Here is a 21,012-nt window from a genome sequence, read left to right on the forward strand (position 1 = left end):
AAGCATCCATTCGTGCGACAGACGAATGAGACGGCGCGGCCGCGCTCCCAGCCCGAGCATACCCGCACTGGGAGCGTGCCTGCCGTCCCTCGCGCGGGGCGGCCGCACAGCCCTATTCCGCTTCCAGCTCCTGCTCGTACTCGCGGTCGATAGCGCCCTCCACGCGCGGCGGATCCACCTCGAAGTCCACGCGCTTCGTGAACAGGCTCACCACCGGAACGATGACCAGCGACAGCACCATGGCGATGGCGCCGCAATTGATGGGGCTGGCGATGAACGCCGTGCCCACGAACCCGGCGATCATGTTCCCCGTGGTCAGGCCCACGCCCACGATGAAGCTGGCCCACACGGCCGGCCGCGAGATGCGCTTGGAGAACAGCCCCCAGAAAAACGGGCCCAAGAACGAACCGGCCAGCGCGCCCCAGCTGATGGACATGAGCTGCGCGATGAACGTGATGGACGAGTTGTACTGCACGAGCGCCAGCACCGCCGAGATCACGATGAACACCACCAACAGCACGCGCATGTACGACAGCTGCTTCTTCTCGCTCATGTTCTTCACAAGGTTGTCCTTGATGAGGTCGAGCGTGAGCGTGGACGACGACGTGAGCACGAGCGACGACAGCGTGGACATGGATGCGCTCAGCACCAGCACGATCACGATGCCGATGAGCAGGTCGGGCAGCGTGGACAGCATGGTGGGGATGATGGAATCGTACACCGGCGTGCCGACGGCCGTCATCTCCACCTGCCCGCCGTACAGGCGGCCGAACCCACCTAGGAAGTAGCTTCCGCCGGCCACGATCATGGCGAACACCGTGGAGATGATGGCGCCCTGCTTGATAGCCGGGCCGCTCTTGATGGCGTAGAACTTCTGCACCATCTGCGGCAGGCCCCACGTGCCCAGGCTGGTGAGAATGATGACGCCGATGAGGTCAGGCAGGTTCGGCCCGAAGAAGCTCACGAACGGGCCGGCCATCTCGGACCCCTCGGCTGGGATGAGTGAGAGCGTGGTGATGGCCTCGGTGAAGCCGCCGTTGTTCACCAGCACGGCCACGATGACCGCCACGATGCCCAGCAGCATGACGATGCCCTGGATGAAGTCGTTCATGACGGTGGCCATGTAGCCGCCCAGCACCACGTAGATGCAGGTGATAACGGCCATGCCGATGACGCACCACTCGTAGGGCAGCCCGAACGCCATGCCGAACAGACGCGACAGGCCGTTGTAGACGCTGGCCGTGTACGGGATGAGGAACACGAAGATGATGGCCGCGGCCGCGATGCGCAAGCCCTTCGACTGGAAGCGCGCGCCGAAGAACTCGGGCATCGTGGACGCGCCCAGCCGGTGCGTCATCTCGCGTGTGCGCGGGCCGAGCACCCACCAGGCCAGCAAGCTGCCGAGGATGGCGTTGCCGATGCCGATCCACGTGGCCGCTATGCCGTACTTCCAGCCGAACTGACCGGCGTATCCCACGAAGATGACAGCGGAGAAGTAGCTCGTGCCGAACGCGAACGCGGAGAGCCACGGCCCCACGTTGCGGCCGCCCAGAATGAAGCCGTCGACAGTGCCGGTGTGGCGTCGGCAGTATATGCCCACGCCCACCGCCACGCCCACGAAAATGAGCACCATGCATATCTTTTCGATCATTGGAGTATTCCCATCGTATCGCGCGCTGCCTGGCGGCAGCGCTTGCTCGAGTAATCCGAGCCCTCTCCCCCGCGTGTTTCACGTGAAACACTCGTCTCAATGTCCTGCGATTTAAGAACAAATGTTTCACATGAAACGTCACGCGAAGAACAGGCCCGCGCGGTGGCGCACATGACTTTGCCGGCTGCGGGGCGCTTCATGCCGGAGTTCGACACGTCGCAGCACCACGGGCAAACCCATGTGCTAGAGGTATCGATAGGAATAATAGGAGATGGCGCGGTAGGTTCCGTCATCCTGCTGTGCGACCGTGCGCTGCAAGGCAGACGGCGAGAGGCATTCGGAAGCACGCGGAGCGAAGGCGCGACACACGGCCGCGACGGCCAGCTCGAAACGCCAGCGCTCGTCAACGACGATATGTCCCTTCGCGGAATGCATGCGCATACTTTATCACAGTGGAGCGCTTCGGTCAGCGAAAAAGTGAGCAGACCGCCTCGTTTCTCCCGCTAGCGAACGTATGTTTCACGTGAAGCATACGGAGCGCACAGGTTGATCGGGCGGAAGCGCAGCGATCCGCCCATGCGGCCGGAGGCCGCATAACGGGCTCGCAGGTTGAGCAGGGCGCTTGCCAGAGCGCCCTTTCGCGCCGGCAGGCGCGAAAACCACGGGAGAGCCGCCGCCGGCCGCCCGCAGGGCGGCCTTCGCGCCGCAGGCGCGAAAACGGCCGCGCGGTTGGTTGGCCGGGGCGCAGCGCCCCGGCCATGCGGCCGGAGGCCGCATAACGGCCGCGCAGGTTGGCGTAGTAAGTCAGCGAGGGCGGCTGAGGTGCCCGAGGTTCGTGAGATCGCGAAGGCGACGCGTACTTTGGTACCCGATCTTCTGCGATCGCGCGAAGATCGGGTACCGCAGCCGCCCGCAGCATCGGCTGGTTCCGTTTGCCGTAGGCAAACGGAACTAGTACCGGCTGTCGAAGATGCGCTTGGTCTTCTTCTCCGAACGGGGCAGCTCGCCCATGGGGACGCCCTTCGCGTCGGGGGTGCAGCCGCACTTCGCCTTGAAGATAAGCGCCAGCTCCTCCTCGGCGCGGGTCTTCGCCTCGCCGTCGAGCGGGGTCTCGAACAGCACGGTGAGCACGTCCTTGCCGCTGATGTTCTCGATCATCACCTGGTACTCCGAGCTCGTGCCGTCGGTGGCGGCGATGACCTCCTCCACCTGCGCAGGGAAGATGTTGCAGCCCTTCACCTTGAACATGTCGTCGGTGCGGCCGGTGAGCGTATCGATGCGCGGGTGGCGATGTCCGAAGCCGCACGTGCAGTCGCCGGGGATGATGCGCGTGAGGTCGTGCGTGCGGTAGCGGATGAGCGGCGCGCCCTGCTTGCGCAGCGTGGTCAGCACAAGCTCGCCCACCTCGCCGTCAGGCACGGGCAAGCCCGTCGCAGGGTCGACGATCTCCACGTACACGTAATCGTCCCACACGTGCATGCCATGGTGCGCGTCGCACGAGATGCCGATGCCGGGGCCGTACACCTCGGTCAGACCGTAGATGTCGTAGATCTCCACGCCCAGCTCGCCGGCGATGCGGGCGCGCATCTTGTCGCCCCAGCGCTCGGAGCCGATGACGCCCTTGCGCAGGCAGAGCTTGTCGCGGATGCCGCGCTCGGCGATCTCCTCGGCCAGCAGCAGCGCGTAGGAGCTGGTGGCGCAGAGCACGGTGGACTTCAAGTCCTGCATCATGCGCAGCTGCTTCTCGGTGTTGCCGGGTCCCATGGGAATGGCCATGGCGCCCAGGTGCTCGGCGCCCAGCTGGAAGCCGATGCCGGCCGTCCACAGGCCGTAGCCGGGGGTGATCTGGATGCGGTCGGTGTTCGTGATGCCCGCCGTCTCGTAGCAGCGCGCGAACTGGATGGCCCAGTCCGTCACGTCCTGCTGCGTGTAAGGCACGATGACCGGCGTGCCCGTGGTGCCGGACGACGAGTGGATGCGCACGACCTCCTCATCGGGCACGGCCTGCAGGCCCAGCGGGTACACGCGGCGCAGATCGTCCTTCTCGGAGAACGGCAGCTTCTCGAAATCTTCCTGGGATTGCACGTCGGCGAGGTCGATGCCCTCGAACTTCATGGCATAGAACGGCGAACGTGCTTTCAGAGTCTTGAACTGCTCCTTGACGAGCGCGAACTGGTCGGTGGTCAGCTGCATGGGAGATCCTCGTTTCGTTGGATGGCTGGCGGGGTTGCAGGGGTCGCTTCAAGCTCGCCCACGGCGAGTCTTGAAGCTAGAGCCATCGACCAGCCGAAACCACGGCTGGGAGGAAGACGATGTCGTTCGCGATTACCATGCTTGGTATTCTAGGCGAACGGCCGCGGAAAGCAAAGCCGTTTTTTCGCACGAGGACGAGGCGTACCGCGCAGCGGCTTGCAAGCACCAGGCGAGGCGCATGGAGCGCAGCGCCTCCACAGCGCCTCCGCGCTTCGCCCCAGAGCAATCACCGCTACTCTGCCCTACCAGCTGAAGCGCCCCTTGCCGTTGCGCTTGCTGGCGTAGAGCGCCTTGTCGGCGGCGTGGTACAGGTCGTGGAACGACTGGCCGCGCGCGACGGACGCCAGGCCGATGGAGCAGCCCAGCTTCACGCGCCCGTCCGACCGCTCCGTCCAGCGCTCGATGAGCGTGCGCGCCTTCGCCTCGGCCTGCGCGGCCGTGAGCGGGCACTCGGTGAACGCGGCGAACTCGTCACCGCCCATGCGCCCCACGTACGCATCCCGTGCGAACACGTCGGAGAGCACGTCGGCGAACTCCACGATGACGCGATCTCCCTCGGGGTGCCCGAGCGTGTCGTTCACCAACTTGAAGTCGTCCAGGTCGATCATGAAGAACGTGCTGTCCGCGCTGCCGCGCGCCAGGGCCTCGCTCACGTAACCTTCGAAGGCAACGTGGTTGAACAGGCCGGTCATTGAATCCATCTCTGCGCGGCGCTCGAGCGTCTTGGAGTACGCGAGCGCGGCGTTCGCCTGCTCCGTCACGGTCTTGGGGTAGTACTCGTCGCGGCGCTGATCGACGTTGGGCGTCGAATGGTGCAGGTGGGCAAGGAGCCAACGGTCGCCCTCGCGGCGGAACACCATGCTGAAGCGCGTGTCCATCTCCACAAGCAGCGGCTTGGGCTTGCTGGGTTTCTCGCGCACCCACAGCGTGCCGAACACGATGCAGCAACGCTCGTCGAGCGGACGGGCCTCGTAGTAGTCGTCGAGTATCTCGAAGGTTATGTCCTGGGCCTCTTCCTGGTCGCGCTCGAGGCCGGCCATGAACGCCGGAAGGCTGGGGTACATCTCGTGCTTGCCCGTGCCGATGAGCGAGAAATCGCTTTGGAAGAGCGAGTCGAAGATGAAATGGACGCCCTCTTCGGTGGGCTCCAAGAGGTAGGCGTGCCAGAGTGCCTTGGTCAGCTCGACGGCCTCGTCAAGCCATGCACGCCCCATCGTCTCATCCATGTCGTCCCTCGTTCCGGTTCGGATTCGGCATGCCGCTCCTGCTTCACCGTTCAGTATAACAGGGTATACGCTACCCCCCTGCTCATTTGCATGGGAGGTGGCCGGAAAGTCGCAAGACGAAGGCGCGGCCGAAGGACCTACGCGCCCGCCACCGCGTCGATGGCGGCCAGGTTGAGGTCGACGAAGCGCGGCTTCACGCAGGCGGCAATGGCGCGGCGCAGGTCGTCCAGATCGAGCGGCAGGCAGCCCGTCTTCAGCGCGCTGGCCAGGAGCAGCGTGTTCAGCACCTTGCGGCTTCCCGCCTTCGCGCACAGCGCCGCGTCGTCCACGGCCACGAACATGGCGGCACCGGCCAGCTGCTCCTGCAGGCGCGCGACCACGGCAGCCGCGCGGTACGGGGTCTTCGACAGCGCCGCCGTGACGGGCTGGAGCGCCGTCGTGGCCGTGACCAGCGTGCCGCCAGGCGCCAGGAACGGCACCACGCGCGCGGCCTCCGCCGGCTCGAAGGCCACCACGAGGTCGGCCGTGCCGCGTGCCAGCAGCGGCGCCAGCACCTCTTCCCCGCCATCGCCCATGCGCACGTGCGACACCACGTTGCCGCCGCGCTGCGCCATGCCGATGGTCTCGGCCGTGCGCACCTGCCAGCCCTTCTCCTGCGCGGCCTGGGCCAGCACCTTCGCAGCCAGCACCGTGCCCTGGCCGCCCACGCCCGCCAACAGCACGTTACGCATGGGTGCCTCCTTCTGCCGCCGATTCGTCCGAAGCTCCAGGTCCGCCAACGTCAGCGAGGGTTTCCGCAGTGCCCGAGATCGACGGGCTGGCGGAGGCGTGGCGTACCTCGGTACGCGAGCCTTCGTCAGCGCGGCGAGGTCGGGCACTGCGGGAAGCCGCAGAGTCGACCGCATCCGTCGGCTGGCAAGCCGACGGAACACGAAGCGCGTCGAAGGGGCACACCTGCACGCATAGGCCGCAGCCGTTGCACAGGCTCGCGTCCACGAACGCCTGGCCGCGCTCGCCGCTCTTCGGGCCGCGCGCGTCGCCGTCGAAGCCGATGCCGGGGCAGCCTATCTCGGTGATGCACTTCTTGCAGCCGGTGCATGCATCCGCGTCCACCGCCGCGGGCGCGCCCGGCCTCGCCAGCTGCACGCACGGCGATTCGAACAGGATGGCGCTGGGGCCCTCGAACGCCAGCGCCTCGGTTGCGGCGGCAACGGAGGCGTCCAGGTCGAGCGGATCGGCATGCACGATGCACTCGAAGCCCACGGCCTGGAGCACGCGCTCGATGGAGACGGGCGCGCGCCTCGGCCCCATGAGCGTGACGCCCGTGCCGGGGTGCGGCTGCGAGCCGGTCATGGCGGTGGTGGCGTTGTCCAACACGCACACGGTCACATCGTGGCCGTTGTAGACGGCGTTTACGATGCCCGGCAGGCCGCTGGCGAAGAACGTGGAATCGCCCACGAACGCCACGTGCTTCTTGCCCGGCTCGACCACGGCGAAGCCCTGCGCCATGGTGATGCCCGCCCCCATGCACAGGCACGTGTCCACGGCGTCGAGCGGCTTGGCGTTGCCCAGCGTGTAGCAGCCGATGTCGCCGCACAGCACGGCCGGGGCCTTCCCCAGCGCGCGCTTCACGGCGTAGAAGCTGCCGCGATGCGGGCAGCCGGCGCACAGCACCGGCGGGCGCACGGGCAACGGCTCGTCGCAAGCCGCCGCTGCCGAGGCGTCGGGGACGGCGCCCGACACGCCGAGGAAGCTCGCGATGCGCGCGGCGATGTCGTCCACGTCGTTCTCGCCGCGGTCGCGCGCGTCTCCGGTCAAGCGGCCGCGCACCTCGAGCGCCGCGTGCGTGCGCCCGGCGAAGCGAAGCAGCTCGTCCTCAAGCACATGGTCGAGCTCCTCCAAAACGAGCACCTGGTCGAGGCCTTCCGCGAACCGCGCCGCGGTCTCCTCCGGGAACGGGTACGGCGTGCCCACCTGCCAGAAGCGGAAGGCCGGCAGCTCGACGCCGCGCTCCTCCAGCATGCGCAGCGCCTCGCGCGCATAGGCCGCCGACACCCCGCCCGCCACGATTCCGAGGCGCGGCGCGCCTGTTTCACGTGAAGCATTCGTTTGCGTTATCGGGTTGAACGCTGCCAGCGCGGGCTCGGCGTGGAAGTCGTGCGCGATGGCGCGCAGCCGCTCGTTGATCTCGCCGTGCGCCTCGTAGGCGCGGCGCGGGAAGATGATCCACTTGGGATCGCGCTCGAAGCCCTCGGGCGGCACGGGGCGCGCGTCGGTGGCATCGGCCACGTCGAAGAACGTGGACGCGTGGTTGATGCGCGTGGTGGGCCGCACGATGACGGGCGTGCGGTAGCGCTCGGACAGGTCGAAGGCGGCGTGCATCATGGCGAAGCCCTCGTCGGGCGTGGACGGATCCAGCACGGGTATCTTCGCGAAGGCAGCGAAGCGGCGCGTGTCCTGCTCGGTCTGCGACGAGATGGGGCCCGGGTCGTCGGCCACGAACAGAACGAGACCGCCCTTCACTCCCACGTAGTTCAGGCTCATGAGCGGATCGGACGCCACGTTGAGCCCCACCTGCTTGCAGGTGAACAGGCAGCGCGCGCCGGCGCAGGAGGCGCCGGCCAGCAGCTCAAGCGCCGACTTCTCGTTGGTGGACCACTCCACATGCACGCCGTGCGCGGCGCCCGACGCGTGGAGCTTCGCCACCGTCTCGATAAGCTCGGAAGAAGGCGTGCCGGGGTACCCTGCCACCACGCGCACGCCCGCCTCGAGCGCCGCGTGCGCGAACGCCTCGTTTCCCATCAGAAGTTTCTTCGTCATATGCGTCTCGCCTGCTTCGGTACTCGTTGGCCGTTGCCAGGACAGCAACGGAGAGGATGCGCCGCCGACTATCCGTACAAATGTTTCACGTGAAACATTCGGCATCTCACGCCCGGACTCTCGTGAATCCCATGATAGCAAAACCGGCAGCCTCCATGCGCGCGCGTCCGGGCGAGGCGCGGTCGGCGCAGCCTACGCCTCGGCCATACCTTGCTTGAAGTCGATGATCTTCTGGCGGGCGGTATCGCAGCCGGTGCCGAGGATCTGCACGGCCAGGATGGCCGCATTCTTCGCGCCGTTTATAGCCACGCAGGCCACCGGCACACCGGAGGGCATCTGCACCATCGACAGCAGCGAGTCGAGGCCGCCCAGATCGCTCGTCTTCATGGGCACGGCAATAACCGGGTTCGGGGTGTACGCCGCCACGACGCCGCCCAAGTGCGCGGCCTTGCCCGCGGCCGCCACGATTACGCGGATGCCGCGCTCGTGCGCCGTCGAGGCCCACTCGTGCACCTCGGCCGGCTTGCGGTGCGCGCTGGCCACCTTCACCTCGTAGGTGATGCCGAACTCGTCGAGCTGCTTCATGCACGGCTCCATGGCAGGCATGTCGCTCTCGGATCCCATGATGATGCCGACGACCGGATTGTTGTTCTCGCAGGGCATGTGGCCTCCTTCGTTCAGCGTCACCTGACGCGGCGGCGCTCATATTGTTCGATCCTGTTATTGTAGGGGTTTCGGAAAGCCCGCGCCCGCTCATGCGCTGCTTTTCCATCGACCGGCCGCGTCCTGCACGCAGACCGCGGAAGGCAGGCGCGGCGCCCTACCCGACGATCCGCCTGACGACGGCCTCCACTTCGGCCGCCTCGGGAAGCGATGCATCGGGATCGGCCGTGGCGCGGGCCAACGCGAACTTCGCCGCCTCAAGCGCCTCGGCCACCACAAGACCCGCCTCCTCGGAAGGCGCCAGCTCGTCCGGGCAGGTGCGCCTCTCGGGATGCTGTTCCAGGTAGGTGGTCAAAATGCCGCGGAACTCGGACACGAAGCCGAACGTGCCGTCTAGGAACAGCTTCATAAGCGCCGGCGTCTGGGCCACCAGCCGCGCCCGCATGGCGGCGATCTCGCTCGTCCAGTCCAGATCGCGCACCACCTTGAGGAACAGCGCGAGGGTGGCGTGGTACGGCGTGCCCTCTATGCGGTCGTAGGCAGCATGGACGGCTTCGGCATCGAGGTCGACGAGCCCCAGCCCCACGATGGCGGCGTCCTTCGTGGGGAAGTAGTTGAAGAACGTGCCTTGCGAGACCACGGCTCGCTCGCTGATCATGGCCACGGTCACGTTGTCGTAGCCCAGCTCGTCCACCAGCGAGATAGCCGCGCGCTCGATAGCCGCGCGCGTCTCGCGGCGTTTGCGCTCGCGCAAGCCCTCGGCGTCCGCCCCAACCGCAACGGCGTCCGCAACCGTCGGGCTACCCTCCGGCTCGGCGGGTGATCCAACGGCATCTGGGCTCCCTTCGCCCGGCGCCTTCCGCTTCTCGCCCCTCGGCGCTCTCTTCCGCTCGCACGGCCTCTCCATGCCTGCTCCTCCCCCCTACCGTCCTGCTCGTTAAACTTCTTGCATTATACGGAAGTTTCGCGAGTCATTTCTTTATTTGCCACAATTTTATAGTCGCTATAAAGTTAGGGCTGCTATACTACCTAAGGCAATGGAAAACCGGACCGCGAAAGGGGCGGACAATGAAAATATTCGGCATGGGACTGCCCGAGCTGATCCTGATCCTCGCGGTCGTGCTCGTCATCTTCGGCCCCAAGAACCTGCCCAAGCTGGGCGGCATGCTGGGCCGCACCGTCAAGAAGATCCGCGGCCGGGTGGAAGACGATACCCAGACGGCATAACCTCCCGCCTGGGCGGCGCAGCAAGGGCAAGAAGCCGGCCCGTCTCCCTAACCTGTTCGCAGCCGCTCACCCCGACATACCCCGCACACATCTACTTTCTAGCGGTCCCTACCAACTTGATTGCGATTGAGGTTAAGGTACGCGTTTCGGCCTATAACCCCTCGATGGGGCACCGCAGTCGCCTGGAACGACCTGCATACAAGCGGCCCTTGGAGAAGCGATTGGAATTAGGGCTAGGGTTACACGTTTTGTCCTATAACCCTATAAGCCTTAGAGAGCGTGCCCTGCTCGGCACACAAAAAGCGCCCCGAATCGCAGGATTCGGGGCGCTGTCGTTGCAGTGGTGGTCGGAGGGGGACTTGAACCCTCGGCACGCGGATTTTCAGTCCGCTGCTCTACCAACTGAGCTACCCGACCACAGGTACGCGTCCGTGAGGACGTGGAACGATATTGTACCGGTCGCGCGTGTCCGGGTCAAGCGCCCATGAGGCATTTCCTCTCGGATTTTCGCAAGCGGGCTTCCGAGCCGCAACCTAGAGCTGAACCCTTCCTGCCAGTTGTCGTTCTCGTGCGTTAGAACACCCCGTTGGGGTTACAATGACAGCACTTGTAGAAAGAGGGTTAATGGTCGTGGGAATATCCCGGATAGCGCGCTTCTCCGTTGCGGCGAGGATCATCCTTGCCGCACTGCTCGCCTGCACCCTCATGTCCATCACACCGGCCACCAACGACGGCGCAGCGGGCAGGGCATTCGCGGATACGGCGTCGACGCCGGGCACCCAATCAACCGGTTTCGAGCAACGCGTGGTCAGGGTGGGGTACATGGACATCCCGGGTATGCTCTGCCGCAATGCCGACGGTACGCTCGAAGGCTACACCTACGATTACCTGCAGCGTATCGCACAGTTCACCGGATGGACGTACGAGTTCGTGGAAGCCGAGGGCGAAACCACCAACGACCAGGCAATCGACCTGATAAACATGCTCGAGGACGGCCGAATCGACCTCGAGGGCGGTATGACGTACAGCCCTGCACTCGACGACATGTACGAGTATCCCCGGAACAGCTACGGCACTGCGCACACCTCGTTGTTCGTCCCCAACGAGAACGCCAAAATAACGTCGACCAACCTCTTCACCGAGGGGCCGTTGAACATTGCTCTTTCGAGCTCCGCGAAGCTGCGCCGCGAAGAGCTCGCCTATTTCTGCGAGAAAAACAACCTTGAGTACACCACTGTAGAATGCTCCACCAACAACGAACTGGCAGAGAGGACAATATCGGAAGAGGCCGACGCCTTCCTTGGCGTCGACATCAGCCCCGTAGAAGGATTCCACGTGGTTGCCACGTTTGCCGGGCGACCGTTCTTCTTCGCGGCGCCGAAAGGCGACCGCGCGATCATCGACGAGATCGACCAGACCATCGAGCGCATCAACGAGAGCAATCCCCAGTTGCAGGACTCCCTTTACAAGAAGCACTTCGCCAACAACGGCGCCGGATACGCCCTGTCGAGCGACGAGGCGGAGTTTGCACGCAACCACGATACGCTGCGCGTAGGGATCATCGCCGAACGGGCACCCCTCCAGTCCTTCGACCGCCTGACCGGCGAGTTCGAGGGCGTGTCGCAGGGCATGCTCGACTTCCTGTCGCAAAAGACGGGCCTCTCGTTCGAGGTCGTGCGCATCGAGCGCAGCGACGACATGGCATCCGCCATCCGCGAGGCCGGGGTTGACTTAGTAGCCGGAATAGACGGCAACGACACCGTAGCCTCGACTTTGGGCCTGTCGCTCTCGGCACCGTACATGACCACGAACCTGCTGCTCGTATACAACCGGTTCGTCGATCCCGACGATCTGTCCAATCGAAAGCTGGCCCTTTCCTGGGAACTGGAAAGCGCCCTGCCCGCTAACGACTCCACAACCATATACGGGTCGATGGAGGAATGCTTCAAGGCCGTGAACGACGGCCGGGCTGACTATACGTACGGCACCTCGTACACCGCCCCGTACTACACGAACGTGGACGGGCTGAGCAACCTGCTGACCCTGCCCACCTCCACCGAGGCCATCGAAGTGTGCTTCGGCCTTGTGCATCCGGTGGAGCCCGACCTGCTGTCTATCATCAACAAGTCCATTCGCGGCCTCTCCACCGAGGAGCTGGACTCCATCGTATACGAGAACGTGCTCGTCGATTCCGAAGAGCAGGTCGGCGCATTCCTTGCGAGCCACCTGCTGGAGTTCGCCATCGCAGCTATCGCCATACTCGTGGTGGTGATCGTGCTGCTGGTGCTCTACCTGCGTTCGCGCGTGCTTGCCAACCGCCGCGTGCGCGAGGAGAACCTGCGTTTCCAGAAGCTGTACAGCCTGACGAACGAGCTTTTGTTCGAGTACTCGCTTGCCGCGGACACGCTGATCATGTCGAACCCCAAGGGCTCCCGCTCGCGCGTGATCGCCTCCGTGGGCGAGGAGTCGGACGACGGATCGTACCGCATCATCTCCCACGCTCACGCCCTTATCGCCGCCGATGCCGACCCCGAGATGCTCGACGCGCTCACGTCTCCCACCAACTCTTCCGTCGATCTGCCGTACGAGCCCAGACCGGGCGAGAAGCACTGGGTTCGTATCGCGTCGCATCTGGTGACGAACGACGAGGGACGGCCTATCTCGGTCATCGGGAAGATCACGAGCGTGGACGACGAGGTGCGCGAGAAGATGGATCTTTCGGATCGCGCGCGACACGACGGCCTCACAGGCTTGCTGAACTGGGCGACGTTCTGCGAGCAGGCCGAGAAGCTGCTGGAGTCGGGCACGTGCGGAGCCATGTTGGTCATCGACACAGACGACTTCAAAAGCGTCAACGACACGTACGGGCACCTCACCGGCGATGTCGCGCTTCGCGAAACCGCCGAAGAGCTGCGCGGCGCCTTCCGCCCCCACGACCTTATCGGACGCTTGGGCGGAGACGAGTTCGCCGTGTGCATCGACGGCCCTATCGACCACGACCAGTTGGCCGAACGCTGCGCACGCCTCGTAGGCCGCGGCGTGACGTTCGACGACCAACACGGCGTCGAGCGCACCATCACGCTGAGCATCGGCGGCGTGGAACTGGCCGGCATCACCATACCGTACCGCGAAGCCTACCAGCAAGCCGACAGCGCCCTCTATCGCGCCAAGGCCGATGGCAAGGACCGCTTCGTGTTGGAGAGATTGAGGGAAAACTAAAAGCGGCCGCCTTGCGACGACCGCTCGAGATAGCTACGATGCGCTCTTCTCAACCAAGCCGCTCAAGTTGGTGGCGCCTTTCGTCGTCTCGTAATAAGTGACGTCGAGCGTGGCGCTCACGCTCTCGATGCTGCCGTCGGCGAGCATCTTGCCGGTCAAGGCGAAGTCGGTGACGTCGCAGCGGTACGTGCCGTTTTGGAGCGACTGCACGATACCGAGCGCCTCGTTGTAGCCCGCCACGGTATACGTGATGGTGACAGGACGCCGCACCAGCTCGCCATCGAGCTCGGGCTGGCTGAACTTCACATCGTAGGTGCCCACGCCGGACAGAAGCGTGTTCAGCTCGTCGAGCTCGTTGCGGATGTTGTCGTAGGCGGCCACCACGGGCAGCTTCCCCACGTCTCCCAACTCGGCGAGCTCGTTCTCCATGCGCGTGCGCGCCATGGCAAGGGCCGTCTGCGTGTCGACCTGCATCTGGATCTCCTGCAGCTGCAGGTCGTTCTCGGCCTTAGTGTCGGCCACGTTCTTGACGACCAGAAAGTAGTAGCATGCCACCAGGAGCAACGCCACCAATACCAGGATAAGCACTTTCTCGCGCGTGGAGAAGGATCGGTTCAATATGCTACGCCGCGCCATTGCCGGCCCCCTCTCCCGTCTCGGCCCCATCGTCGAGCGCGCCCTTGAGCGTGACCTCGATGGTTGCCGACGTTGCCGCGTTGTCCTTTCCCTGGGCCGTGGACACGGTAACGTGCGAGACGCGGCTATCCGCCTCAAGGCGCTCCACCAGGCGCGAGACCTCGGTCAGATCAGCCCCGAGACACGTCGCCATCACGGTGTTGCCCACCACCTTGACCGAGGACAGATAGCCCACGGACATGAGGTTCGAACGGATGAGGTCGAGCACGGCGTTGCGGTTCGCCAGGTTCGATTCCTCCTCCGTGAGGCCGGTCACCACGTAGCGCGCGTACTTCTCGTTGAGGGCCGCGTAGTTCTCGTTTGCGGCCTGGAGCTCGTCGAGCTGCGCCTGGGCGGCGGCCACCTCGGCCGAGCTGTCCATGCCGCTTGCCAACGGATCGATGACCGCGAACTTCGCGAACACGCCGATGAGAACGAGTGCGATGGCGAACAGGCCCACTTGCGTTGCGATGCTGCCGTGGGTTGCCTCTTGCTTGACAAGGTTGATGGTGGTTTTCGTGGGGTACACGACCTTGGCACGGCCGCCGCGCGAAGCGCGGCGGCCGGAGCCAGGGGCGCCCCCTGGCTCCGGCGACTCGGCGCCGTCCTTCTTGTGCCCGAACGGACCGAACGATATTTCCCTGTTGAGATCGACCACGACTCTCACCTGGCCTTCATGGTCGCGCCCACGGCGCCGGGGCATTGGGCGCGCAAATCGTTGTCGCCGCTCGCTTCGGGCATGATGTCGGATATCGACCGCAGGTCTATATCGATATGGCTTGCCACGACGTTCACCAGCGGCTGCAGCGACGAGCCTCCGCCGCAGCAGTACGCCATCTCCACGTTGGTGTCCGGGTTGTTGAAGCCGTAGAAGTTGAGGGCGCGCCCTATCTCCACGGCGATGGACTCGTAGACGTCGAAGGCCGCCGCGCCCTGCTGCACGCCGTCGTAGTCGGAGAGCTTGTACCCGTTCGCCACATGGACGTCCACGCCGCGCTCGGCGGCGATGGCGCGGTCGATGTCGGCCCCGCCGATGTCGATGACGCGCGTGACGTCGTAGGCACCGTCGGCGAAGAAGTGCAGCTTGGTACCGCTGTGCGCGAAGTCGATGACGCAGCAGTTCGCCAACGCGCGCGGGTTCCCGCCCACCAGGTTCTGGAACGCCGCAGCCGCCGGCGTGGCTATGCGCAGGCGCATGCCGGCGCGACGGAACATCTCCAGGTAGTCGTCCACGGTCTGCTTCGTGGTGGCGGCGGCCAGCAGGTCCATGCCCTCCGGCACGCCCTCGGGATCGAGGTGCGTGGCGAGCACCGCGTAATCGTAGTAGTAGCGGTCCTTGCCCTGGGCGATGTAATCACGGAACTCGTAGGGCAGGTTCAGTTCCAGCTCCTTTTCCGTCATGGCCGGAACGGACAGCCGTCGCACAAGGCAATCCGTCGAGGAGAGCGCGAGGGCCGCATCCTTTGCAATACCGCCTGTACGCTTGACGAGCCCCTTGATGAAGTCGGCCATAGCGTCGAAGCTGATGAGCCTGCCTTCGGCCATGAGCCCTTCCGGCAGCGCCTCCACCACGATGTTCTTGATGACGTCGTCATCGCACACCGCGAGCTTCACGCTCGCATTGCCGATATCGACGCCCGTGTAGGTTTTACCCATGCGGAGAAGTCCTTTCGATCCCGCATTTCCCTTCCAAGGACAGTTTATACCATCCCCCCTGCCATTCCCGCGCCGTTGCCGGAACAGGCCGCGCAGCCAGCCCTAAAACAGCCCGACGTACCAGGTGAGGACGAGCGGGCCTCCCAGCAGCGTGAGCATGGTGGCCGCCGCGATGGCCGGTCCGAAGGGGATGGCCTTGTCCACCGGCGGCGGGACGCTCTCCGGGGAGGCGCCCTTGCCTTCGCCCGCGACGTCCTTGACGGCCTTGCCGCACGGAGCCGAGGGGGCCCTGCGCAAGCGGAAAGCCGCGAACACGAGGCCCAGCACGCAAGCGACAAGCAGATTCAACAGGGACAGGGCCGCGCCGAGGAACAGCCCCACGGCGAACAGCAGCTTCACGTCGCCGCCGCCGAGCGACGTCTTGCCCGTCACCGCGTCGAACACGAGCGAGAACAGCAGGATGCCGCCACCCACGAGAAGGCCGCCCGCCAGGCCGTCGAGCAGGCCGGCCAGCCAGCCAGCCCCGACCAGCGGGGCGAACAGGCTGCCCACGCCGAAAACCGAGGAGACGACCTCGGGAGCAGCGCCGGCGAGGAGCGAGTCGGCAGCCACCAACGCAGCGGGCTCACGCATTGCTGCGGGAACGAGCGGAAAGCCGATTGCGCCCGCGAGCGACGCCGCCATCATGAGCAGCCACACGGCCGCTGCCGCGATCACGAAGCCGTTGGGAATGGTGTACGTGTCGAGGTCGACGAGCGAGGCTCCCATGAGGATGCATGCGAGCGCAGCGTAGGCGAGCCATGGCGCGCCTACGCCGTACACGACGAGAAGCGCGACGAACAAGGCGGCCATCAGCAGCTCCACTATCACGTAGCGCGGGCTCACCCGCTCGCCGCAATGCCGGCAACGCCCGCGCAGCGCGAGCCACGACACGACCGGGATGAGATCGAGCACCCCGAGCGAATGCCCGCAGCTTGTGCAGTGGCTGCGCCCGGCAAGGACGCTCTCGCCGTGAACGAGGCGCCACGCAAGGCAGTTCACGAAGCTGCCGAACACCGCACCGAGCAAAGCGGCGACCCCGATGAGGATCGCCGCTTGACTAGGAGTGAAGATGTTGAGCGGGAGGGACAAAGTTAAGCTGTCGGTTTAATTTCCGACGGCGCGATATACACATTATAAACAATTGGGCTGTCGTTGCCATTCCAAGTACCGGGAGTAGTGTCTTCAGCAGCACTGCCCTTGCCGGAATACGAAATCACGGTATCGCCCTTTTTGTGACCATCACCGTCTTTCATATAAAGACTAACGTGGTACAACGCTCCCGTATCGGAAGCATGGTTTGACAAATAATCATTCGCCGCTTCCATTCTCGCAGCACGAACGTTTGCTTCAAACACGGACTTGTTGGCGTTGTCCATAGCCCCTGAAAACACCGGCACGGCTACGGCCACCAGCACCAGGATAATCGCCACGACGATCAGCAACTCGGCGAGCGTGAAGCCGCCCTTCTCTTCCCTTATCCTCTTAATCATTTCCTTCACCGTTGTTTCCTCTCTCCCAGCAGCCTCTCGCCGCCAAGAACAATCCCCCATTCATGATCGAACGATCATACCACCATTTAACACATCCCCGGTGGCATAACAGCCTACATGTTCGCGTACATGGTGAAAAGCGGCAGGTACAGCGCGATGACGATGAACCCGGCGAACACGGCCATGAGCACGAGCAGCGTCGGCTCCATAAGGGAGAGCGCGCGGTCGGTCACGCGCTGCGTCTCGTTATCGTAGAACTCGCCCATCGTCTCCAGCGTCGCCTCCAGCTCGCCGGTCTGCTCGCCTACCGAGCACATCTCTATGAGCGTGCGCGGGAAATACCGGCACTGCTCCATGCACTCTCCCAGCGTGCGGCCTTCCTCAAGCCCCGCCTCCATGCGTCCCACCTCGCGCGACAGCACGTAGTTGCCCAGCACACGGCCCGTCACGGCCACGGCGCGCGTCATGGGCAAGCCCGCCGCAATGAGCGTGGACATGGTGTTCGCGAACTGCGAGGCGCCGGAGAACTCGCCCACCACGCCCAGCACCGGCATCCTTAGCTTCGCTTTCGCCAGCAGGGTCTTGCCAGCCTCGGTCGTGCTGGACAGTTTTGCTCCCACCGCCGCCAGCACTATCACTATAAGCACGATCAGCCAGTTGGCCGACACCCAGTTCGAGGCATCAATCAAAAATTGAGTGATGGCCGGCATATCGGTGCCCAGCGACGATACCATGCCCGCGATGGCGGGAATCACCATCACCATCATCACGGCCACCACGACCACGGCGATGATGAGCACGAATATCGGGTACGTGAGCGCGCTGGCCACCTTCGCCCCCACCTTCGCGCGCTTGTCGTAGTACTTGTGCAGCCGCTCGAAGCTTTCCGGCAAATGGCCGCTCTCCTCGCCGGCACGCACGGTCTCCACGAACACGCGCGGCAGCTCGGGCCCCTTGTTCTCGAAGCTGTCGGCCAGGCCGTGGCCGCTCGCCACGTCGGTGGCCACCTCGGCCAGCACGCGGTGCAGGTACTTGTCGGTGGTCTGGTCGGCCACCAGCGACACGGCGCGGGCGATGGAGAGCCCCGCCTGCAGGATGATGGCGAACTGCGAGCACATGATGGCCAGCTGCTTCGGCTTCGCGCGCGGCTTCGTTATGTCCGTGGTCAGGATGTTCTTGCCCTCGCGCACCTGTTTCACGCTCTGCACGATGCGGCACAGGTCGCGCGCCTGCTCCATGGCCTCAATCTCGTCGTAGGCCTCCACGACGCCGCTGACTTTGTCGCCGGTGACGGAAAGGCCGGTGTAGGTGAAGGTGGGCATCAGCGGACGTTCTTTCTCACGTAATCGACATCGTGGGCGGCTTCGAGCGCCGTCTGGGCGTCTATGGCGCGGGCCCGGTACAGGTTCAGCAGCGCGTTGTCCATGGTGACGCTGCCCGCGGCGGCCGAGGTGGCCAGCGAGCTCTGGATCTGCGGCGTCTTCCCCTCGCGGATAAGGTTGCGGATGGCGGGCGTCACCATCATCAGCTCGCACGCCAGCGCACGGCCGCTCCCGTCGCGGCTCGGCAGCAGCTGCTGGGACAGCACCGCCACGAGCGTGGTGGATATCTGCATGCGTATCTGGCGCTGCAAACCCTCGGGGAACACGTCCACCATGCGGTCGATGGAATCGGCCGCCGACTTCGTGTGCAACGTGGCCAGCACGAAGTGGCCCGTCTCGGCGGCGGTGAGTGCCGTCTGGATAGTGTCCAGGTCGCGCATCTCGCCGATGAGGATGATATCGGGGTCCTCGCGCAGCACGGCGCGCAGGGCGTCGTGGTAGCTGGCCGTGTCCTGTCCTATCTCGCGCTGGGAGATGATGGAGCGGTCGGGCGTGTAGATATACTCGATAGGGTCTTCCATGGTGATGATATTCTCGGCGCGCGTGTGGTTGATGGCGTCGATGAGCGCCGCGAGCGTCGTGGACTTGCCGCTGCCCGTCTCGCCCGTCACCACCACGATGCCGCGCTGGATCTTCGGGAAGTCCATGACCGCCGGGGGCAGGCCCAGCGTCTCGAGCGGCGGGATGACGTCTGACAACAGGCGCAGGGCGGCGCTCACGTGCCCCTGCTGGCGGAACAGGTTCACGCGCACGCGCACGCCGGCGATGGTGTCGGCCCGGTCGAGCTCGCCCGCACGTTCTATGCAGGCGTAATCCTGCCCGGCCAGCTCGCGCGCCAAGCGCTCGCACGCCTCGTGCGTGAGCGGCGCGTCGCCGTCCACGCCCGCATCCACCAAGTGGCCATTCACGCGGAACTTCACCGGCAGGCCGCACACCAGATGCACGTCGGAAGCGTTCGCCTCGTGCGCATGGTTGATGAGTTGTTCGATGTTCATGGTCGCGCCTTTCTATTCCAGCGCCGTGATGGTCTTACGGGCCTCTTCCACCGTGGTCACGCCGTTCAGCACGAGCTCGCGGCAGCTGTCGGCCATGGTGCGGTACGAACCCGACTGCTCGATGGCGGTCTGCAGCTCCTCGCGCGTGGCGCCGCCCGTGATGCGGGCGCGCAGCGCGCGGTCGAGCACGAGTATCTCGAACACCCCGGTGCGCCCGCGGTATCCGGTGCCGAAGCACATGGGGCAGCCTGTGCCGCGGAAGAACTTCACCGCAGGGTCGTAGCGCATGCCCAGCGTCTCCAGCTCCTCCGGGTCCGGCGCGTACTCCTCGCGGCAGTGCGGGCACACCAGGCGCACGAGGCGCTGGGAGATGATGCCGCGCACGCCGCTGGCTATGAGGTACGGCTCCACGCCGATGTCGACAAGGCGGTCGATGGTACTGGCAGCGTCGAACGTGTGCACGGTGGAGAGCACCAGGTGGCCGGTGATGGCGGCGCGCATGGCAATCTCGGCCGTCTCGCCGTCGCGGATCTCGCCCACCGCCACGATGTCAGGGTCTTGGCGCAAGATGGCGCGCAGGCCGCTGGCGAACGTCATGCCCGTCTTCTCGTTGATCTGCACCTGGTTCGCGCCGTCGATGTTGTACTCCACCGGGTCTTCCAGCGTCACCAGGTTCACCGAGTCGTCGTTCAGCTCGCGGATCATGGTGTACATGGTGGAGCTCTTGCCCGAGCCGGTGGGACCCACGATGAGCACCATGCCGTTGTTAGCATGGATGAGGCGGTTGTACTTCTCCAGGTTCGAGCCCGCCAAGCCGATGCCCTTGGGGTCGAAGAGCGACTCGTTCTTATCCAGCAGGCGGATGACCACCGTCTCGCCGTGGATGGTGGGCAGCGTGTTGATGCGCAGGTCGATGTCCTGCTTCTTCAGGCGGATGTTCGCGCGGCCGTCCTGGGGGACACGGCGCTCGGATGTGTTCATGCCGCCCATGATCTTCAAACGCGAGATGACGGAAGCCTGCAGCTCCTTCGGCACGGTGAGGATGGTGCGCAGCACGCCGTCAATGCGCATGCGCACATGCAGGTCGGCCTCGCGCGGCTCCAGGTGGATGTCGGACGCGCGCTCGGTTGCGGCTCGCTCGATGATGCTGTTCACCAGGCGCACCGTGGGGGCGGACTGCGCGTCGGCGTCGTCGCCCAGCGTGGAGGTTTGGAAGTTGCCCCCGTCGTCGGTGCCGGCGGCGCGGGCGTCGCGCTTCATCTCCTCGATGGCGCGGGCGGCGCCCTCGTTGCCGTACAGCGTCATGATAGCGCGCATGACCGAGTCGTTCGTGGCCACCATGGGCACGACGCGCTTGCGGGTGGCATTCTTCACCGCCTCGATGGCCATGAAGTTCAGCGGGTCGCTCATGGCCAGGTACACGTCCTCGGGCGTGGTGCGCACAGGCACCACGTTGTACTGCCGGGCGACGTTCTTCGACACCACGCGGCTCATCTCGGGGTCGAGGTCGATGGCGGAAAGGTCCACGAACTCGATGCCCAGCTGCATCTGCAGCGCCTCGATGAGCTCCACCTCCGTGATGACGCCCTCGGCGATGAGCTCGTCGCCCAGGCGCCGCTTCGACTCCTTCTGCTGCGCGAGCGCATGCCCCAGCTGCTCATCGGTGATGAGCCCCGCATCGGTCAACACGTCTCCCAAGCGCTTGTATGCCAT

The 21,012-nt window shown here is 65.1% G+C and carries 17 protein-coding genes, 1 tRNA gene and 1 pseudogene; 2 read left to right on the top strand and 17 right to left on the bottom strand.

Translation table 11 applies throughout. From position 1 onward, the window contains the following. Positions 1-112: 112 nt before the first annotated feature. The 8 genes from BN3560_RS06805 to BN3560_RS06840 form a co-directional block, all read right to left on the bottom strand. Positions 113-1,651, bottom strand: coding sequence for a sodium:solute symporter family protein (locus tag BN3560_RS06805; RefSeq protein WP_096227499.1), 1,539 nt, complete (start codon positions 1,649-1,651; stop codon positions 113-115). 243 nt (positions 1,652-1,894) lie between these two features. Continuing rightward, positions 1,895-2,086 (bottom strand): hypothetical protein, encoded by a 192-nt coding sequence (locus BN3560_RS06810; RefSeq protein WP_096227500.1) that lies wholly within the window; start codon positions 2,084-2,086, stop codon positions 1,895-1,897. 516 nt (positions 2,087-2,602) lie between these two features. Beyond that, positions 2,603-3,844 (bottom strand): phenylacetate--CoA ligase family protein, encoded by a 1,242-nt coding sequence (locus BN3560_RS06815; protein WP_096227501.1) that lies wholly within the window; start codon positions 3,842-3,844, stop codon positions 2,603-2,605. Between the two features lie 302 nt (positions 3,845-4,146). Continuing rightward, positions 4,147-5,130: a diguanylate cyclase domain-containing protein gene (locus BN3560_RS06820; RefSeq protein WP_096227502.1), complete on the bottom strand. Its 984-nt coding sequence runs from the start codon at positions 5,128-5,130 to the stop codon at positions 4,147-4,149. Between the two features lie 137 nt (positions 5,131-5,267). Continuing rightward, a complete protein-coding gene (locus BN3560_RS06825; RefSeq protein ID WP_087191189.1) occupies positions 5,268-5,861 on the bottom strand; it encodes an indolepyruvate oxidoreductase subunit beta in 594 nt (197 codons plus the stop codon). After that, positions 5,854-7,950 (bottom strand): thiamine pyrophosphate-dependent enzyme, encoded by a 2,097-nt coding sequence (locus tag BN3560_RS06830; RefSeq protein WP_197702177.1) that lies wholly within the window; start codon positions 7,948-7,950, stop codon positions 5,854-5,856. Before BN3560_RS06830 ends, BN3560_RS06825 begins: the two co-directional genes overlap by 8 nt. A 192-nt stretch (positions 7,951-8,142) precedes the next feature. Beyond that, positions 8,143-8,613: a 5-(carboxyamino)imidazole ribonucleotide mutase gene (gene purE / locus BN3560_RS06835; RefSeq protein WP_087191188.1), complete on the bottom strand. Its 471-nt coding sequence runs from the start codon at positions 8,611-8,613 to the stop codon at positions 8,143-8,145. A 157-nt stretch (positions 8,614-8,770) separates the two neighbouring features. Further along, a complete protein-coding gene (locus BN3560_RS06840; protein ID WP_087191206.1) occupies positions 8,771-9,367 on the bottom strand; it encodes a TetR/AcrR family transcriptional regulator in 597 nt (198 codons plus the stop codon). 314 nt (positions 9,368-9,681) lie between these two features. Here BN3560_RS06840 and BN3560_RS06845 point away from each other — a divergent pair. Next, a pseudogene (locus tag BN3560_RS06845) lies at positions 9,682-9,825 on the top strand (twin-arginine translocase TatA/TatE family subunit); the annotation flags it as partial. A gap of 356 nt (positions 9,826-10,181) precedes the next feature. Here the strand turns inward: BN3560_RS06845 and BN3560_RS06850 are convergent. After that, positions 10,182-10,257: transfer RNA gene (locus BN3560_RS06850), tRNA-Phe, on the bottom strand. Positions 10,258-10,464: 207 nt separating this feature from the next. Here BN3560_RS06850 and BN3560_RS06855 point away from each other — a divergent pair. Continuing rightward, a complete protein-coding gene (locus tag BN3560_RS06855; protein WP_224767924.1) occupies positions 10,465-13,059 on the top strand; it encodes a GGDEF domain-containing protein in 2,595 nt (864 codons plus the stop codon). Between the two features lie 33 nt (positions 13,060-13,092). On the opposite strand, the gene BN3560_RS06860 is transcribed toward BN3560_RS06855, so the two are convergent. The 8 genes from BN3560_RS06860 to BN3560_RS06895 all read right to left on the bottom strand — a co-directional run bounded on the left by BN3560_RS06860 (position 13,093) and on the right by BN3560_RS06895 (position 21,012). Beyond that, complete coding sequence (locus BN3560_RS06860; protein ID WP_087191186.1) at positions 13,093-13,695, bottom strand: hypothetical protein; 603 nt, start codon at positions 13,693-13,695, stop codon at positions 13,093-13,095. Next, positions 13,682-14,392, bottom strand: a complete 711-nt coding sequence (locus BN3560_RS06865) for a hypothetical protein (protein WP_224767922.1) — start codon at positions 14,390-14,392, stop codon at positions 13,682-13,684. The genes BN3560_RS06860 and BN3560_RS06865 overlap by 14 nt, the downstream gene beginning before the upstream one ends. Before the next feature lie 5 nt (positions 14,393-14,397). After that, positions 14,398-15,390 (bottom strand): pilus assembly protein PilM, encoded by a 993-nt coding sequence (gene pilM / locus BN3560_RS06870; protein ID WP_087191185.1) that lies wholly within the window; start codon positions 15,388-15,390, stop codon positions 14,398-14,400. Between the two features lie 102 nt (positions 15,391-15,492). Next, entirely contained in the window at positions 15,493-16,458 is a 966-nt protein-coding gene (locus BN3560_RS06875; protein WP_224767921.1) for a prepilin peptidase, read from the bottom strand. Positions 16,459-16,523: 65 nt separating this feature from the next. After that, complete coding sequence (locus BN3560_RS06880) at positions 16,524-16,922, bottom strand: type II secretion system protein (RefSeq protein ID WP_123649829.1); 399 nt, start codon at positions 16,920-16,922, stop codon at positions 16,524-16,526. A gap of 113 nt (positions 16,923-17,035) precedes the next feature. Further along, complete coding sequence (locus tag BN3560_RS06885; RefSeq protein ID WP_087191182.1) at positions 17,036-18,244, bottom strand: type II secretion system F family protein; 1,209 nt, start codon at positions 18,242-18,244, stop codon at positions 17,036-17,038. Beyond that, positions 18,244-19,299 (bottom strand): type IV pilus twitching motility protein PilT, encoded by a 1,056-nt coding sequence (locus tag BN3560_RS06890; protein ID WP_087191181.1) that lies wholly within the window; start codon positions 19,297-19,299, stop codon positions 18,244-18,246. The genes BN3560_RS06885 and BN3560_RS06890 overlap by 1 nt, the downstream gene beginning before the upstream one ends. 12 nt (positions 19,300-19,311) lie before the next feature. Further along, positions 19,312-21,012, bottom strand: a complete 1,701-nt coding sequence (locus BN3560_RS06895; RefSeq protein ID WP_096227503.1) for a GspE/PulE family protein — start codon at positions 21,010-21,012, stop codon at positions 19,312-19,314.

This window comes from Gordonibacter urolithinfaciens, assembly GCF_900199375.1.
GTDB classification, from domain to species: domain Bacteria; phylum Actinomycetota; class Coriobacteriia; order Coriobacteriales; family Eggerthellaceae; genus Gordonibacter; species Gordonibacter urolithinfaciens.

Bases quoted from the DNA above. Each gene is read 5' to 3' on its own strand.
- BN3560_RS06805 (WP_096227499.1), bottom strand. From the start codon at position 1,651: ATGATCGAAAAGATATGCATGGTGCTCATTTTCGTGGGCGTGGCGGTG.
- BN3560_RS06810 (WP_096227500.1), bottom strand. From the start codon at position 2,086: ATGCATTCCGCGAAGGGACATATCGTCGTTGACGAGCGCTGGCGTTTC.
- BN3560_RS06815 (WP_096227501.1), bottom strand. From the start codon at position 3,844: ATGCAGCTGACCACCGACCAGTTCGCGCTCGTCAAGGAGCAGTTCAAG.
- BN3560_RS06820 (WP_096227502.1), bottom strand. From the start codon at position 5,130: ATGGATGAGACGATGGGGCGTGCATGGCTTGACGAGGCCGTCGAGCTG.
- BN3560_RS06825 (WP_087191189.1), bottom strand. From the start codon at position 5,861: ATGCGTAACGTGCTGTTGGCGGGCGTGGGCGGCCAGGGCACGGTGCTG.
- BN3560_RS06830 (WP_197702177.1), bottom strand. From the start codon at position 7,950: ATGACGAAGAAACTTCTGATGGGAAACGAGGCGTTCGCGCACGCGGCG.
- purE (WP_087191188.1), bottom strand. From the start codon at position 8,613: ATGCCCTGCGAGAACAACAATCCGGTCGTCGGCATCATCATGGGATCC.
- BN3560_RS06855 (WP_224767924.1), top strand. From the start codon at position 10,465: ATGGTCGTGGGAATATCCCGGATAGCGCGCTTCTCCGTTGCGGCGAGG.
- BN3560_RS06860 (WP_087191186.1), bottom strand. From the start codon at position 13,695: ATGGCGCGGCGTAGCATATTGAACCGATCCTTCTCCACGCGCGAGAAA.
- pilM (WP_087191185.1), bottom strand. From the start codon at position 15,390: ATGGGTAAAACCTACACGGGCGTCGATATCGGCAATGCGAGCGTGAAG.
- BN3560_RS06880 (WP_123649829.1), bottom strand. From the start codon at position 16,922: ATGATTAAGAGGATAAGGGAAGAGAAGGGCGGCTTCACGCTCGCCGAG.
- BN3560_RS06885 (WP_087191182.1), bottom strand. From the start codon at position 18,244: ATGCCCACCTTCACCTACACCGGCCTTTCCGTCACCGGCGACAAAGTC.
- BN3560_RS06890 (WP_087191181.1), bottom strand. From the start codon at position 19,299: ATGAACATCGAACAACTCATCAACCATGCGCACGAGGCGAACGCTTCC.
- BN3560_RS06895 (WP_096227503.1), bottom strand. From the start codon at position 21,012: ATGGCATACAAGCGCTTGGGAGACGTGTTGACCGATGCGGGGCTCATC.